This window comes from Bacteroides zhangwenhongii (assembly GCF_009193325.2).
In the GTDB taxonomy this organism is placed as follows: Bacteria; Bacteroidota; Bacteroidia; order Bacteroidales; family Bacteroidaceae; genus Bacteroides; species Bacteroides zhangwenhongii.
Window position 1 is genome coordinate 1,708,366 of the sequence record NZ_CP059856.1, and the last position, 15,531, is coordinate 1,723,896.

Here is a 15,531-nt window from a genome sequence, read left to right on the forward strand (position 1 = left end):
AAATAAAGCATATTAGAATGTAACAAACAGTTTACTTTTTTCTCCACACCATTTTGTTTACCACCCCCGTATAACTCTGAATAATCTTCACCACTTTATTGGCAACATCTTCAACATATACAGGCACAGGAATCCCGTTATCCCCCTCTGCATTCATGGCAATAGCAGTGTCAACAGCTTGAAGAAGCGACTTCTCATCAATACCCGCAAGGATAAATCCTGCCTTGTCCAACGATTCGGGACGCTCGGTACTGGTACGGATACAGACTGCCGGGAAAGGATGTCCCACACTGGTAAAGAAGCTGCTTTCCTCAGGCAGAGTGCCTGAATCACTGATTACAGCGGCTGCATTCATTTGCAGACAATTGTAATCATGGAAACCGAGAGGTTCGTGACGAATTACACGCTTATCCAATTGGAAACCACTCTTCTCTATTCGGTTACGTGAGCGAGGATGACAACTGTAAAGAATAGGCATATCGTACCTCTCAGCTATGGCATTGATAGCATTAAACAGGGAAAGGAAATTCTCTTCTGTGTCAATATTCTCCTCGCGATGAGCACTAAGTAGGATATACTTTCCCTTCTCCAAACCAAGACGACGGTGAATGTCGCTAGCCTCTATATCGGCAAGATTGGCATGCAATACCTCAGCCATGGGACTACCGGTCACATAAGTACGTTCTTTAGGGAGACCGCATTCGTGAAGGTATCTCCTTGCGTGCTCGCTATATGCCAGATTTACGTCACTGATAATATCAACAATGCGCCGGTTGGTCTCCTCAGGCAGGCACTCATCTTTACAACGGTTTCCTGCCTCCATATGGAAAATAGGGATGTGCAAACGCTTTGCCGCAATGGCACTCAGGCAAGAGTTGGTATCACCTAATATGAGCAATGCATCAGGCTTGATTGCATTCATTAATTTATAGGAGCAGTTGATGATATTGCCGACCGTTGAGCCGAGGTCATCACCCACAGCATCCATATAAACCTCCGGATCGGCTAATTTCAAATCCTTGAAAAATACCCCGTTGAGATTGTAATCATAGTTCTGACCGGTATGCGCCAATACTGTATCAAAATACTTGCGACACTTGGTAATAACTGCCGCAAGACGAATAATCTCAGGCCTTGTACCTACTATGATAAGAAGTTTCAGTTTGCCGTTATCTGCAAACTTTACGTCGCTATAATCTGTCTTAATATCTGCCATAATTGTATTTATTCTACGGGTAAGAAATAAGTGTCCGGACAATTGGGATCAAATGCCTCATTCGCCCACATGAGGGTTACCAAATCGCAAGTATCAGAGAGGTTTATGATATTGTGAGTATAGCCGGGCAACATGTGTACAGCCTCTATCTTATCACCGCTAACCTCAAAATTCAGTACTTCATCCGTATCTATCCTACGTTGCTGAATGAGAGCCTTACCCGACACAACAATAAAGAACTCCCATTTCGTATGATGCCAATGCTGCCCCTTGGTAACACCTGGCTTACTTATATTCACACTAAACTGACCGCAATTTACCGTCTTCAGCAGTTCTGTGAAACTGCCGCGCTCATCTACGTTCATCTTCAACGGAAAGACAGCCTTCTCTTTGGGCAAATAGCTAAGAAAAGTACTGTAAAGCTTCTTGGCGAATGAATTTTCCGGTATCTCGAGCATTAGCAATGTCTGGGGCTGTGCTTTAAAAGATTCAAGCAACGAAACTATTTCACCCAAAGTTGCTTTATGGGTAACAGGTACGGCGCAATAACGGCCATTGGCGGTAAGAACAGTCTTCACACCGTCAAATTCACAGTGATGTTCATTACCCTGCAAGGCACTTATCATTTCTTTTACAAGATCATCGATATAAAGAAGTTCAAGTTCCACACAGGAATCATTCACCTGTATGTCAAGGTCGTTGGCAATGTTGTTACAGAATGTGGCAACCGCGCTGTTATAATTTGGACGACACCATTTGCCGAAAAGATTCGGAAAACGATATACCAATACTTTAGCACCTGTTTCTCTACCGTACTCAAAGAACAGCTCCTCACCCGCTAACTTGCTCTTGCCGTAATCGCTCGTACCATAACGGCCGATCAGGGTTGCCTGAATACTACTTGACAGCATCACGGGGCAAGTGTTCTTATGAGCTTTCAAACAGTCGAGCAATATTGATGCAAAGCCGAAGTTGCCGCTCATAAACTCGCTATTCTCTTTGGGACGGTTTACACCTGCCAAGTTGAAGACGAAGTCACAGTCAGAACAGTAAACATCCAATTCCTCCGGATTACTGTCTATATCATATTCATAAACAGCATCAATAACAAGGCCGCCATAACAGCGGGCCTTTCCTTCCTTTATATTGTTGAGCTCGGCACAAAGATTTTTTCCTACGAAACCTTTGGCGCCTGTTACAAGTATCTTCATTATTCGGAACGGATTTCTTTTGATTTGGCACGCTCTATCAAACCGAGATCCTCCTGAATAAAGCGCAAACGCATAAGCTGTTCCTTCATCCCCTCAACATCCAGACGTGCGGTGTTGTGAGAGTGATAATCCTCAATTGCTGAAACCTTCTCATTACCTTCCACAAAGAACTTGTCATAGTTGAGGTCACGACTGTCGCAAGGAATACGGTAGTAGTTGCCGCAATCAATAGCTTTTGCCATTTCCTCACGGGTAACCAAAGTCTCATAGAGTTTTTCACCGTGACGGGTACCGATGACCTTAACTTCGGTTTTACCGTATTTGGAATCAATCTTGGAATAAATCTGCTTCAAAGCTTCGGCAAGCACATCCAATGTGGCGGCAGGAGCCTTCTGTACGAAAAGGTCACCATTATGACCATGGGTAAAGGCATAGATTACGAGATCTACCGCATCATCCAAAGTCATCATGAAACGGGTCATATTGGGATCGGTAATGGTTATGGATTTACCCAACATGATTTGTTCCACCCACAAAGGAATAACCGAACCACGTGATGCCATTACATTACCATAACGAGTACAACAGATAGTCGTCTGAGCACCTTCACCTAATTCCCGTCCCTTCGCAATAGCCACCTTTTCCATCAAAGCTTTGGAGATCCCCATGGCATTGATGGGATAAGCCGCCTTATCAGTAGAAAGAACGACTACATTCTTTACGCCGTGGTCAATGGCTGAAAGTAGCACATTGCTTGTACCCATCACATTGGTCATGGCCGCTTCCATAGGGAAGAATTCGCAGGAAGGCACCTGTTTCAAAGCGGCGGCTGCAAACACATAGTCCACCCCACGCATCGCAACATCAACAGACTCACGGTTACGAACATTTCCAATATAAAACTTTACCTTTGATGCCTGTTCAGGATGCTGTGCCTGAAGATGGTGACGCATATCATCCTGTTTCTTTTCATCACGTGAAAAAATACGGATTTCCCTTATATCACTTGTGAGAAAACGACGGAGTACGGCATTACCGAATGAGCCTGTACCACCTGTGATTAACAGGACTTTGTCTTTAAACACTGACATATTTTTGATTTTATTTTTAATTAGCCTTGTCTTTTTACTTTATGTTCCCCATACCCGTAGCCGTATCCATAACGTTTACCATAGCCATAATACTTGCCATATTTACCATAACCATAGTAATAGCCGTATTTTTTTTTCTGAAGATCCAAGCCATTGATGGCAATACAGAGATTAGGCAATTTATTATTCTCAGCAAGTTCGTTAATCAAAGTAAACTCAGTCTTGCGAGTATAATCGGCACGACATACATAAACCGATAAATCCGCTACACGTCCTATAAGCAAAGTATCAGTTACCATACCCACAGGTGCAGTATCCAATATCACGTAATCAAAATGCTGCTTCAGTGTTTCAATAGCTTTCTCTAATCCGTCACGGGCCAACAACTCTGTTGGATTGGGAGGAACAGTTCCACCAGGAAGAATATATAAGTTCCTATTGATATCAGAAGACTGTACCAAATCCATCAGATTTATAGTAGGATTAGTCAAAAATTGGGTAATACCATGCTCTTTCTTAGGTATATTAAAAACCTTATTCAAGCCCGGTTTGCGGATATCCAGCCCTACTATCACAACTTTCTTGCCTAACAAAGAAAGACTGATAGCCAAATTGGCGGATATAAAGGATTTACCCTCACCACTGATAGTAGAAGTTACCAAAATGACATTCTTATCATTTTCAAGCATAAACTGAAGATTGGTACGAACATTGCGGAAAGTCTCACTCATCAGATTGTTCTGATTCTCAAATACAGCTATTGAACCGGTCTTTTCATCCGCCAATGGGATATCACCGATAATAGGGAGCGAAGTCAGTTTCTCAACATCTGCACGGCCTTCTATCTTAAACTTGGTCAGACCAATCAGATAAATGATGCCTACCGGAATACCTATTCCAAATACCAAAGCCGCCAAATAAATTGTCATCCGCTTCGGGGAAATCGGAGCACCGTCTGCCTGTGCCTCGTCAATGATCTTGGCATTATTGGCTATGGCAGCCAAGACAATGGCATTCTCCTCACGCTTCTGAAGCAACATCAGGTATAATCCTGACTTGATTTCCTGCTGGCGGGCAATACTAACAAACTGGCGTTCTTGGGTGGGCGCATCACTTATACGACGGGAATAACGGCTTGCCTCACGAGCCAAATCCGCTCTGGTAATCTCCAACCCCTTCAGCGTCGCATCCAAAGTAGTCTGTATATTACCACGCATTGCACGAATGCTGGCATTAAGATTGACAATTGCCGGATTACTTTCCGTCGATGTACGCAACAGACGGTTACGTTCAGCTACCATCTCGTTATACCGGTCAATCGCTCCCGCTACACCAGCGTCCTGCAAACCGACATTCGCAGGCAACACTTCGTATTCACTACCCTGCAAATATTTTTTCAAATCCATAACAAGATTAATCTGCGTCTGATTCTCCACACGCTTCTTCTCATATTCAGCATTGCCGGTCAAGGCAATTTGGGCTTCACTCGTCAAATCGGTGATACCCGCGCTACGCTTGAAGTTCTCCAAATCCCGCTCCGTACTGCCCAATTCTTTTGAGATGATACCTATACGTTCGTCAATAAACTCGGCAGTTTTCTGGGCCACCTCATTCTTGGCATTGTTGGCATTGATATTATAAACTTCAAGCAATTTGTCTATATAATCCTTGCCACGCTGAGTATTGGAATTTTTAAGTGAAACAGTCACTACGGAAGTAGCTTTTGAAGTAGGAGTTATTGACAGGGAACCGGCGTATCCTTTCGCCACGAAAAAAGGTCTGTTGATATAAGCCGTAATATGGCGTTCTTTCGTAACACCCTCCGGACGGACTGACGACAGGGTATCATTATTGGAAAAAAAAGCAACCGTACCTTCATCCGTCGGAAATACGGCAGGTAATTTCTCAAAACGTTTCTGATACTCTTTTTTTCCCACCCGGATTTGTACATCCATCATACCGGAAGGTTGCAAGAACATACCCACCTCCATCATCTGAGGGAGGTTATCTGCTTCCTGTGGAGTCAAACTTACCAATACCGGAGAAGTACGATACAATTCCTTGTTTGGGAACTTATCTTCGTCTATATAAGTCACAAACAAGCCTAAAGAACTGACCACTTCTCTTGCCAATGTTCTGGATTTTAGCACTTCAATTTCATTCTCTATATTACTCGATGAAGAGACAAAACCGTTCAATCCCATCTTCTCCATTTCGGAAGACATATTCGCACCTCCACTTTTCTTCTCATCCTTAATCAGAACAGTGGCAGAAATATTGTATATAGGTGTTGTCAGGCGTAGATATCCCCATGCTAAAGCAACACAGACTATTACCGAGACTACGAACCATGGCCAATGAATCAGATAACGGAAAAGGATTTCCTGAATGTTGATCTGTTCTTCGGGTTTTGTCCCCGTTCTTTCTTTTATTTCCTCAACCATACGATGTTATTATCTGAAAATATTTACTAATAAGCTTGCCAATGACACCAAAATAGAGGTAGCTGAAAACCAAAGGCTTGTACTGTTACTGATATCCGAATTACGGGCTTTCGCCTTGTTCGGGGTCACATATACAATATCATTCTGCTGCAACCAGTAATAAGGAGAAAGAAGGATCTCAGCCTTATTCAGATCCAATGTTATGATTTCCTGTTTACCGTCAACACCCTCACGAATCAGTTTTACATTATCACGTATCCCATAAATGGTCATATCACCTGCCATAGCCAAAGCCTCCAACAGATTCACTTTCTCATTGCTGATAGTAAATGTACCTGGACTAGCTACTTCACCCAATACGGAGATTTTATAGTTGACCATACGGGCAGTAACAATCGGAGTTTCTTTGATATAGGGCTTCAGTTTTTCTACTATCATTTGCTCCACCTCTTTCTTGGTCAGTCCTCCCACTTTCAATGTACCCAATACGGGGAAATTAATAGTACCTTCATTATCCACCAGATAAGTCTGTTGGGAGGATTGAGAAGCACCCTGAGAACTTCCAGAAGGCAAGCCCATGGAACCGGTCGCTGTCAGATTGAAAGGAGCTGCCAGCTCAGGATTGGTACATGACACAATAATAGTAAGCTGATCCTTTGGCATTATCCTGGCATCGTATAGAGTTTCCTGTTGGACAACAGCCTGTCCCACCACCTCAGAGTCCTGCAGATAGGGAACTTTCTTGTATGACTGGCAGGAAGCTAGCAGAAAGAGTACAAACAGGCAGGAAAGTATTCCCCCGACTCTTCTCTGCATACTTGTAGCAATGCAAAATGAATTGTTCATAATATATTCTAGTTTATTATTCTTTATCCAAAACCTCAAATCGAGGAGAATTTTTTGATTTGAATTCCGGGACTACTTTCTTCATCAGTCTCACCGTATCCATGATCTTTACTGCACGGGAAAGCTTCTCAAATTGCGCATAAGTATCAAGAATATCGGCATATTCATACCGGCGAACCTTGGCTATCATAATCTTCTTATTCTCAGTCGGAACAGTATTCTCTTTATCACTCAATACTTCCTCATAAAGCTTTTCGCCAGGACGTAAACCCGTGAACTCTATTTTTATATCTTCACCAGGACGATAGCCTGCCAATTCAATCATACGGGTAGCCAAGTCCACAATCTTCACAGCCTTGCCCATTTCAAAGACAAAGATCTCGTTGCCCTCTCCCATCGTGGCAGCTTCCATTACCAGACGGCAAGCCTCAGGAATAGTCATGAAGAAACGGATAATATCAGGATGAGTAACTGTGACAGGGCCGCCGTTTTCTATCTGTTCTTTAAAACGGGGAATGACAGAACCGTTACTACCTAACACATTACCGAAACGGGTCGTAATGAATTTAGTGTGGCCTTTCACTTTTCCCTCACGGATAGCACAGCCTAAACTTTGTACATAGATTTCAGCCAGACGTTTGGAACAGCCCATTACATTGGTGGGATTCACGGCTTTATCCGTAGAAACCATGATCATTTTCTCCGCACCATATTCTACTGCCATATCAGCTACCTGGCGGGAACCGGTCACATTCACAAGGACTGCCTCACAAGGGTTTTCTTCCATCAAGGGTACATGTTTGTAGGCAGCGGCATGAAACACGACTTGAGGATGATAAAGTTCAAATACCATGCGTACACGTTCCTTCACACGCACATCACCAATCACAGGAATAAAGTCTATAGCAGGATAGTTCTTCTCAAATTCCAAACGAACATTATGCAAGGGGGTCTCTGCAGAGTCAAACATGATCAGTTTCTGAATACCCATCTGTACCAACTGACGGCAAAGTTCACTACCAATGCTACCTGCGGCACCGGTCACCAATACTACTTTCCCTCTGAACTCAGCTGCAACCTGACGAAGATTGATATTGATTTCAGCACGGCCTAGCAAATCCTCTATCTTTATAGGACGTACCCACTGATGAAAGTTTCCATCAGAATCCGCCTCACTGATAGTAGGGGCAATCAGAGTTTTAAGAGCATTGCTCTTGCAATATTCCAGAAGGCGGTTTTCCTCCAGGCGGGTATCCTCATAACGGGCAAACAAAATACCCTTAATACCACGCTTACGTATTATATAGTCAACATCAGACTCATTTTCAAAGTAATAAATAGGAAGGTCAGCCAAGCGACGGCGACTGTTACTCTTGCCATAAACATAAAAGCCTGCGACCTTGTAATGCGCACTGTCCCTGAGACGTAATTTCAATGCTACACTCTCTTCGTCAATACCATAAATGAGGATGCGGGTATTCTTCTTATTTACCCAATCCAACAGAAGGTCATAAACAATGATAAGCGACACACGGAAAACAGTCAGTGCAACCAATGTCAGCAGACCGTCAAACAGAAGGTAAGAAACTTTATATTTATCAAGCAGTTGCGTTTCCGAGATAATCAAAAATGAAACAACCAGTAGGCATATAACCTTAAATAATACAGCGCACATGACACGCCAAAGTTCACGTGCTTGAGAGAAGCGGATGGTATTACGATAGGTGTGGAACAACAAGGATCCTGCAATACTTACCACCAAAGAAATACCTACAAACTGACAAAGTGTCCAATCGCTCATTGGAACATGTGCCATATAATGAATGACGGCATAGGCTAACAATGAGCATAATACTGATATTACTGTGTCAATACCCAAAATAATCCAATAACTCAAATAGTTCTTACGAACATATTGAGCTACACCCCTTAATGTTTTTTCCATTTGTATTCTCAATGATTTATCGATTCCACATACCCTATAGGCATATCTACGCAGGCGCAACCTAACAGGTTCAGTCGAACGGCAATCTTAGTCTTACCATCCACATTGACCAGTTCACCGACCAATCCGGTCAGAGGTCCCTTAATGACACGTACTTTTTCACCACGTGCCAAAGGAGAGCTGTTCATACAAACAGCTTCTTCTGAATAATCAAGCATGAAACGGAAACGAGCCATCTGCTCATCGGGAATCACTGCCGGTGTGCTCTCACCTCGCATCACCATATAGCGACTAACTGTAGAAAAACCGAGAACTTCCATACGTTCCTTCGGATCGGCATGGACAAACACCATCATTGGAAGAAGAACTGCTTCTACTTTTTTACGCCGATCACTCCACTGATGAATTTCCTGTTGGACAGGAACAAAATTTTCAATCCCCATTTTGTCCAAACGCTCGGCAATTTTCTTCTCGTGATGCATACGAACCAAAGCTACATACCAGCGTTTAGAGTGTGCTACGCCTTCCCCTGTCCCATTGCTAGGCCCAGCATTTACTGATTTTCGGTTTGTTAAAATCATGTTTTTTTACCCCATATGCATCCGTTACTTCTTAGGTAACGGATAACATACATTGGGTACATACTCTATGATGAAAATGAGAAGAATGCAAGCGTAAGGAGGAATAATCACGAATTTGCTTGATATTCAATAAGAAAAATTTGGATTTAGACAACAAAGATATAGAGCATGAAAATAAAACCATTTTCATGTTCAAAGGCTTTTCCTATGCTAAAAATCACATAAAACGAAAAAAAATATAAGATTGCTTGTTTACTATCTATGTTTTTGGCTATCTTTGCAATAAATTTTAAATCCGTTACCTAAGAAGTAACGGACACTATTTACCACTGATTTATAACCTATTACCTTTAATTATCCTTTCACGCAGTAATTTTTAATGTAAGATAAATTTCCTTTATTCACTTCTGTCCGTTCTTCCAGTCCAAAGCTTTTCAAATAAGTTTGTGTAGTTTTTATGGATTTGTGCCCCAATGCCTCACTAATCATCTCAATGGATACTCCCCGATACTTGGCAATAGTAGCCCACGAATGGCGTATCGTGTAAGAAGTGACCGGAGATTTCAGATGTAACGCCTTCGCCAGCTCTTTCAGATTTTTGTTAAATTGACGAAGGGCAGACTGATATTCCCGGTAAGCCTTTTCATCCTTCCTTGTCTTATCACCACAAAGAATATCAAGCAAATAATCCGGACAACCGGGTTGGGACTTCCGAACGCTCCGAAGTCGGTCGATCTTCACCATAGCGCTATCCAACACTTCTACACTCATCGGCGTTTTCGTCTTGATACGATTATAGCGAAGTATATTATTTTCAAGAGCCGATTTTTCCAAATGTGCCAGATCGGCAAACGACATTCCACAAAGTTGGAACAGCAGGGAAGCAATGTCCTGAATGCGGCGCAAACGTTCCGATCGGGGATCGTCAAACAAAAGCCTATGCAGTTCGGCAGCAGTCAAAGCCCTCTTCTGACAAACATCGATTCCCGTATAAGCCTCATGAAACAATCGCGGCACAAAAGGGGCATTACCCGCTTCCACCCCACGATTGTAAATGCTACGAAGCATACGCATATACGTAGAAATCGTATTAAGCTTCAACCCATTCTCGTAAAGATACTGCCCGTAAAGCCGCAGGCTCTCACGGGTGATTTGCCTGAACGACACATTACACGTACCACAAAACACACTGAAAGAAAAAAGAGCATTCTTATAGACATGCGCTGTAGAATATCTGCCTTCTTCACGTAAACGATCGATGTAGAGCTCGCCACACCGACTAAAACCTTTTTTGTTCGTCATTTGCACCATTAGTTATTTGATTATTATACCATTATTGGCAAGCGACAAAAGAACGAATCTTTTCGAAGATAGATCGCACTCTACAGAGAAAAAAGATATAATGTATTTTAATACATTCTTTATTTATTATATATATTAGTTGCCGGATGGGGTGCCGGAACGCATTTTGGGTATCTTCCGTATCCCCTACCAACAGGGCATTTCAGGAGGTTTGAAGGGGTGCCGCGTGGGGTGCCGCTCAAAAGTGCGGTCGATTCAATATAAACGACCGTATATTTTGTACCAAACGACCGCTCGTTTACACTCATCAGACCGTTCGATCGGTTCAAAACGAGCGGTCGTATTAATCAAAAGCTACGGTCGTTTCATCCAACAGGAACGGCTGAAACAAAAATCATCCGGCTGAACCTAAAAAAAACGAAATAATTCTGTGCTTCTCACAAATTCTTCGTACCTTTACACTCCGGTAAAACAAGTTCTATCCACATAAAAGATAACAAAATGGAAAACAGAAGTTTAGTAACCATTGCCGAACATTCTAAAGAAAAAATCCTCTACATGCTCGAAATGGCGAAGCAGTTTGAAATGAATCCCAACCGCCGGTTATTGCAAGGAAAGGTAGTAGCAACCTTGTTCTTCGAACCTTCCACACGTACCCGCCTGAGTTTTGAAACAGCCGCCAACCGTCTCGGTGCACGTGTTATCGGATTTTCCGACCCGAAAGCGACCAGTTCTTCCAAAGGAGAGACACTAAAAGACACGATTATGATGGTGAGCAATTACGCGGACATTATCGTCATGCGCCACTATCTCGAAGGAGCCGCACGGTATGCCAGCGAGGTAGCTCCGGTGCCTATCGTCAATGCAGGAGACGGAGCCAACCAACATCCGTCACAGACCATGCTCGACCTCTATTCCATCTACAAAACACAGGGAACACTGGAAAACTTGAATATTTATCTGGTAGGAGATTTGAAGTACGGACGTACCGTGCACTCGCTGCTGATGGCCATGCGCCACTTCAACCCTACTTTCCATTTTATCGCTCCCGAAGAGTTGAAAATGCCGGAAGAGTACAAGCTCTATTGCAAGGCTCACCAGATAAAGTATGTTGAACACACGGATTTCACCGAAGAGATTATCGCTGATGCGGACATTCTGTACATGACCCGCGTACAACGGGAGCGTTTCACCGATCTGATGGAATACGAACGTGTAAAGAACGTATATATCCTGCGCAACAAAATGCTGGAGAACACCCGTCCCAATCTGCGCATCCTGCATCCGCTGCCCCGTGTCAACGAGATTGCGTATGATGTGGATGACAACCCGAAAGCATACTATTTTCAACAGGCGCAAAATGGTCTGTATGCCCGCGAAGCAATTCTTTGCGATGTGTTAGGTATCACATTAGATGATGTTAAAAACGATATTTTATTATGAGCGAAAATAAACAAGCATTGCAAGTAGCTGCCCTGAAAAACGGGACAGTGATTGACCATATCCCTTCCGAAAAGCTCTTTACCGTAGTACAACTGCTCGGAGTGGAACAAATGACCAGTAATATCACGATCGGATTCAACCTCGACAGTAAGAAGCTGGGTAAAAAAGGTATCATTAAGATTGCAGACAAGTTTTTCTGCGACGAGGAAATAAACCGTATATCGGTGGTGGCTCCGCACGTCAAGCTGAATATTATCCGCGATTATGAGGTGGTGGAAAAGAAGGAAGTGAAAATGCCGGATGAGCTTCATGGAATCGTAAAATGCGCCAATCCGAAATGTATCACGAACAATGAACCGATGGCTACGTTATTTCATGTGATAGACAAAGATAACTGTATCGTAAAATGTCATTATTGCGAAAAAGAACAAAAGCGTGAAGAGATCAGTATCCTATGAAACAAGATTGGAAACCTGGAACGATGATTTATCCGCTACCGGCTGTATTGGTCAGTTGCGGAAAAGAAGAAAGTGAATATAATATTATCACAGTGGCATGGACGGGCACGATTTGCACCAACCCGCCCATGTGCTATATATCCGTACGTCCGGAACGATACTCCCATGAGATTATTAAAAAGAACATGGAGTTCGTTATCAATCTGACAACAAAAGACATGGCTTTCGCCACAGACTGGTGCGGAGTACGTTCGGGGCGCAACTATCACAAGTTCGAAGAAATGAAGCTGACTCCGGGACGTTGCACTGTGGTCAGCGCTCCCTTGATTGAAGAGTCACCCCTCTGCATTGAATGCCGTGTGAAAGAAATCGTCTCTCTAGGCTCGCATGATATGTTTATTGCAGACGTGGTGAACGTTCGGGCAGACGAGCGGAATCTGAATCTGGAGACCGGAAAACTGGAGTTGGCGGAAACCAACCCATTGGTATATGTACACGGCGGATATTATGAGCTTGGTGAGAAAATCGGAAAGTTTGGTTGGAGTGTAGAGAAAAAGAAAAACTGACCCCAGATAATACGACCATGAATATGCTGCGTACAATTTTCCTTTTAGGTTTGCTGACCGTAGGCTGTATGGCTTTCGGTCAGAACTACAACGCAGAGAAGGTGGACCGTCCCAATACCAAGAAAATAAACTTTGGTATTAAGGCCGGATTCAACTCTTCCATGTTCCTGGTGTCCAAACTAAAAATCAAAGATGTGACTATCGATGAGGTGCAGAATAATTATAAAATCGGTTATTTTGGCGCCCTCTTCATGCGCATCAACATGAAGAAACATTTCATCCAGCCGGAAGTATCCTATAATGTGACCAAATGTGAGATCAGCTTCGATAAGCTGGGTTCACAACACCCTGCTATCGAACCGGATTATGCATCCGTACAATCTGTATTGCACAGTATCGATTTCCCTATTCTATACGGTTATAATGTTGTGAAAAAAGGACCTTACGGGATGTCTATTTTCGCAGGGCCCAAACTTCGTTATTTATGGGGGAAACATAATGAAATCACTTTCCGCAACTTCGACCAAAAAGGGATTCACGAAGAACTTTATCCGTTCAATGTCAGCGTGGTGATCGGTGTAGGGGTCAATATTTCGCGCATCTTCTTTGATTTCCGCTATGAGCAAGGAGTGGGAAACATATCCAAGTCGATTGTTTATGACAATATCAATTCCGACGGCAGCACGGGCGTGAGCAACATTACTTTCCGTCGCCGCGACAGTGCGCTGAGCTTTTCGCTCGGATTCATCCTCTAAACAATGGAGAATTGACAAAAGAATCAAGACTTTTGATTGACGAATGCCAACGCAAATCCGCCTAATGTTTAAAAATTGTCAATTGTTAATTATCAATTGTCAATTATCCTTTGTTTTCATTAACTTTGCGTGCTTAAAAATAGGTATCTCGAATTAAAAATTTAATCTTACTTTATAAAAGAATGAAAAGAGACGACTTAATTTTCGATATTATCGAAAAAGAGCATCAACGTCAGCTAAAAGGTATTGAGCTGATTGCATCAGAAAATTTCGTGAGCGACCAGGTAATGCAGGCAATGGGTTCTTGCCTGACCAACAAGTACGCAGAAGGTTATCCGGGCAAACGCTATTACGGAGGCTGTGAAGTAGTAGACCAGAGCGAGCAAATCGCTATCGACCGCTTGAAAGAGATTTTCGGTGCTGAATGGGCAAACGTACAGCCGCACTCCGGAGCACAGGCCAATGCAGCAGTTTTCCTGGCTGTACTGAATCCGGGTGACAAATTCATGGGACTGAACTTAGCTCACGGCGGACATCTCTCTCATGGTTCATTGGTGAATACTTCCGGTATCATCTATACTCCTTGCGAATATAATCTGAATAAAGAAACAGGACGCGTTGACTACGACCAGATGGAAGAAGTCGCTTTACGTGAGAAACCGAAAATGATTATCGGTGGCGGTTCCGCTTACTCTCGCGAATGGGACTACAAGCGTATGCGCGAAATCGCTGACAAAGTAGGCGCTATCCTGATGATCGATATGGCACACCCTGCCGGTCTGATTGCTGCCGGAATACTTGAAAATCCGGTTAAATATGCACACATTGTCACTTCGACTACACATAAGACACTTCGCGGACCTCGCGGCGGTGTTATCATGATGGGTAAAGATTTCCCTAACCCGTGGGGTAAAAAAACTCCGAAGGGAGAAATCAAGATGATGTCTCAATTGCTGGATTCTGCCGTTTTCCCGGGTATTCAGGGCGGACCATTGGAACACGTCATTGCTGCCAAAGCAGTAGCTTTCGGTGAAATCCTGCAACCTGAGTTCAAGGAATATGCAAAACAGGTACAGAAGAACGCTGCCGTACTTGCACAGGCTTTGATCGATCGTGGCTTTACAATTGTTTCCGGCGGTACGGACAATCACTCCATGCTGGTAGACCTGCGTAGCAAATATCCTGATTTGACAGGTAAAGTAGCGGAAAAGGCATTGGTTTCTGCCGACATTACCGTTAACAAGAATATGGTTCCGTTCGACAGCCGTTCCGCATTCCAGACTTCCGGTATCCGTTTGGGTACTCCTGCTATCACGACTCGTGGTGCTAAAGAAGACTTAATGCTTGAAATTGCTGAAATGATCGAGACTGTTTTGTCTAACGTAGAAAATGAAGAGGTGATCGCACAAGTCCGTGCACGTGTGAACGAAACGATGAAGAAATATCCTCTTTTCGCATACTAAATCAGAACTTTTCATATTATAATATTCAGAGTTTGTCCTTTATGAAAGGGCAAACTCTTTTTTTATTTATTAACGTTCTTCTCCGAACCATCCACACCCGAATTCGTTTTTCTTTTCTCCCCCCTCTATATACAATCATCCCCGTCTTTCCGCACTCGAGTTATTATCGGGAAAGACGGGGATTTACTTTAATGTCAATAATTACTCAGC

General features: G+C 43.2%; 13 protein-coding genes. 5 read left to right on the forward strand and 8 right to left on the reverse strand.

The window, feature by feature from the left end; translation table 11 throughout:
- Positions 1–31: 31 nt before the first annotated feature.
- The 8 genes from GD630_RS06840 to GD630_RS06875 form a co-directional block, all read right to left on the reverse strand.
- A complete protein-coding gene (locus GD630_RS06840) occupies positions 32–1,216 on the reverse strand; it encodes a UDP-N-acetyl glucosamine 2-epimerase (RefSeq protein WP_022276383.1) in 1,185 nt (394 codons plus the stop codon).
- Between the two features lie 8 nt (positions 1,217–1,224).
- On the reverse strand, positions 1,225–2,427 hold the full coding sequence (locus tag GD630_RS06845; RefSeq protein ID WP_143865866.1) for a capsular polysaccharide biosynthesis protein CapF: 1,203 nt from the start codon (positions 2,425–2,427) through the stop codon (positions 1,225–1,227).
- On the reverse strand, positions 2,427–3,518 hold the full coding sequence (locus GD630_RS06850; RefSeq protein ID WP_143865864.1) for a polysaccharide biosynthesis protein: 1,092 nt from the start codon (positions 3,516–3,518) through the stop codon (positions 2,427–2,429). Before GD630_RS06850 ends, GD630_RS06845 begins: the two co-directional genes overlap by 1 nt.
- A gap of 20 nt (positions 3,519–3,538) precedes the next feature.
- Positions 3,539–5,962 carry a GumC family protein gene (locus GD630_RS06855; RefSeq protein WP_143865862.1) on the reverse strand — a complete coding sequence of 808 codons (2,424 nt, stop codon included), beginning with the start codon at positions 5,960–5,962 and terminating at the stop codon, positions 3,539–3,541.
- A gap of 9 nt (positions 5,963–5,971) precedes the next feature.
- The gene (locus GD630_RS06860) at positions 5,972–6,808 is read right to left on the reverse strand and encodes a polysaccharide biosynthesis/export family protein (RefSeq protein ID WP_143865860.1); all 837 of its coding nucleotides are present in this window, start codon (positions 6,806–6,808) and stop codon (positions 5,972–5,974) included.
- 16 nt (positions 6,809–6,824) lie between these two features.
- On the reverse strand, positions 6,825–8,753 hold the full coding sequence (locus GD630_RS06865; RefSeq protein ID WP_143865858.1) for a polysaccharide biosynthesis protein: 1,929 nt from the start codon (positions 8,751–8,753) through the stop codon (positions 6,825–6,827).
- An 8-nt stretch (positions 8,754–8,761) separates the two neighbouring features.
- On the reverse strand, positions 8,762–9,334 hold the full coding sequence (locus GD630_RS06870; protein WP_143865856.1) for a UpxY family transcription antiterminator: 573 nt from the start codon (positions 9,332–9,334) through the stop codon (positions 8,762–8,764).
- A 354-nt stretch (positions 9,335–9,688) separates the two neighbouring features.
- Positions 9,689–10,636 (reverse strand): tyrosine-type recombinase/integrase, encoded by a 948-nt coding sequence (locus GD630_RS06875; RefSeq protein WP_143865854.1) that lies wholly within the window; start codon positions 10,634–10,636, stop codon positions 9,689–9,691.
- Between the two features lie 501 nt (positions 10,637–11,137).
- Here GD630_RS06875 and pyrB point away from each other — a divergent pair.
- The 5 genes from pyrB to glyA all read left to right on the forward strand — a co-directional run bounded on the left by pyrB (position 11,138) and on the right by glyA (position 15,321).
- The gene (gene pyrB / locus GD630_RS06880; protein ID WP_007760777.1) at positions 11,138–12,079 is read left to right on the forward strand and encodes an aspartate carbamoyltransferase; all 942 of its coding nucleotides are present in this window, start codon (positions 11,138–11,140) and stop codon (positions 12,077–12,079) included.
- On the forward strand, positions 12,076–12,537 hold the full coding sequence (gene pyrI, locus GD630_RS06885; RefSeq protein WP_007760778.1) for an aspartate carbamoyltransferase regulatory subunit: 462 nt from the start codon (positions 12,076–12,078) through the stop codon (positions 12,535–12,537). Before pyrB ends, pyrI begins: the two co-directional genes overlap by 4 nt.
- Positions 12,534–13,103: a flavin reductase family protein gene (locus GD630_RS06890; RefSeq protein ID WP_143865852.1), complete on the forward strand. Its 570-nt coding sequence runs from the start codon at positions 12,534–12,536 to the stop codon at positions 13,101–13,103. The genes pyrI and GD630_RS06890 overlap by 4 nt, the downstream gene beginning before the upstream one ends.
- 17 nt (positions 13,104–13,120) lie before the next feature.
- Entirely contained in the window at positions 13,121–13,858 is a 738-nt protein-coding gene (locus GD630_RS06895; protein ID WP_143865850.1) for a porin family protein, read from the forward strand.
- Positions 13,859–14,040: 182 nt separating this feature from the next.
- A complete protein-coding gene (gene glyA / locus GD630_RS06900; RefSeq protein WP_007755307.1) occupies positions 14,041–15,321 on the forward strand; it encodes a serine hydroxymethyltransferase in 1,281 nt (426 codons plus the stop codon).
- The last annotated feature ends 210 nt before the right edge of the window (positions 15,322–15,531 follow it).

Coding starts and splice junctions, on each gene's coding strand:
- GD630_RS06860 (WP_143865860.1), bottom strand. CDS start 6,808: ATGAACAATTCATTTTGCATTGCTACAAGTATGCAGAGAAGAGTCGGG.
- pyrI (WP_007760778.1), top strand. CDS start 12,076: ATGAGCGAAAATAAACAAGCATTGCAAGTAGCTGCCCTGAAAAACGGG.
- GD630_RS06845 (WP_143865866.1), bottom strand. CDS start 2,427: ATGAAGATACTTGTAACAGGCGCCAAAGGTTTCGTAGGAAAAAATCTT.
- GD630_RS06895 (WP_143865850.1), top strand. CDS start 13,121: ATGAATATGCTGCGTACAATTTTCCTTTTAGGTTTGCTGACCGTAGGC.
- glyA (WP_007755307.1), top strand. CDS start 14,041: ATGAAAAGAGACGACTTAATTTTCGATATTATCGAAAAAGAGCATCAA.
- GD630_RS06855 (WP_143865862.1), bottom strand. CDS start 5,962: ATGGTTGAGGAAATAAAAGAAAGAACGGGGACAAAACCCGAAGAACAG.
- GD630_RS06865 (WP_143865858.1), bottom strand. CDS start 8,753: ATGGAAAAAACATTAAGGGGTGTAGCTCAATATGTTCGTAAGAACTAT.
- GD630_RS06840 (WP_022276383.1), bottom strand. CDS start 1,216: ATGGCAGATATTAAGACAGATTATAGCGACGTAAAGTTTGCAGATAAC.
- GD630_RS06870 (WP_143865856.1), bottom strand. CDS start 9,334: ATGATTTTAACAAACCGAAAATCAGTAAATGCTGGGCCTAGCAATGGG.
- GD630_RS06890 (WP_143865852.1), top strand. CDS start 12,534: ATGAAACAAGATTGGAAACCTGGAACGATGATTTATCCGCTACCGGCT.
- GD630_RS06875 (WP_143865854.1), bottom strand. CDS start 10,636: ATGACGAACAAAAAAGGTTTTAGTCGGTGTGGCGAGCTCTACATCGAT.
- GD630_RS06850 (WP_143865864.1), bottom strand. CDS start 3,518: ATGTCAGTGTTTAAAGACAAAGTCCTGTTAATCACAGGTGGTACAGGC.
- pyrB (WP_007760777.1), top strand. CDS start 11,138: ATGGAAAACAGAAGTTTAGTAACCATTGCCGAACATTCTAAAGAAAAA.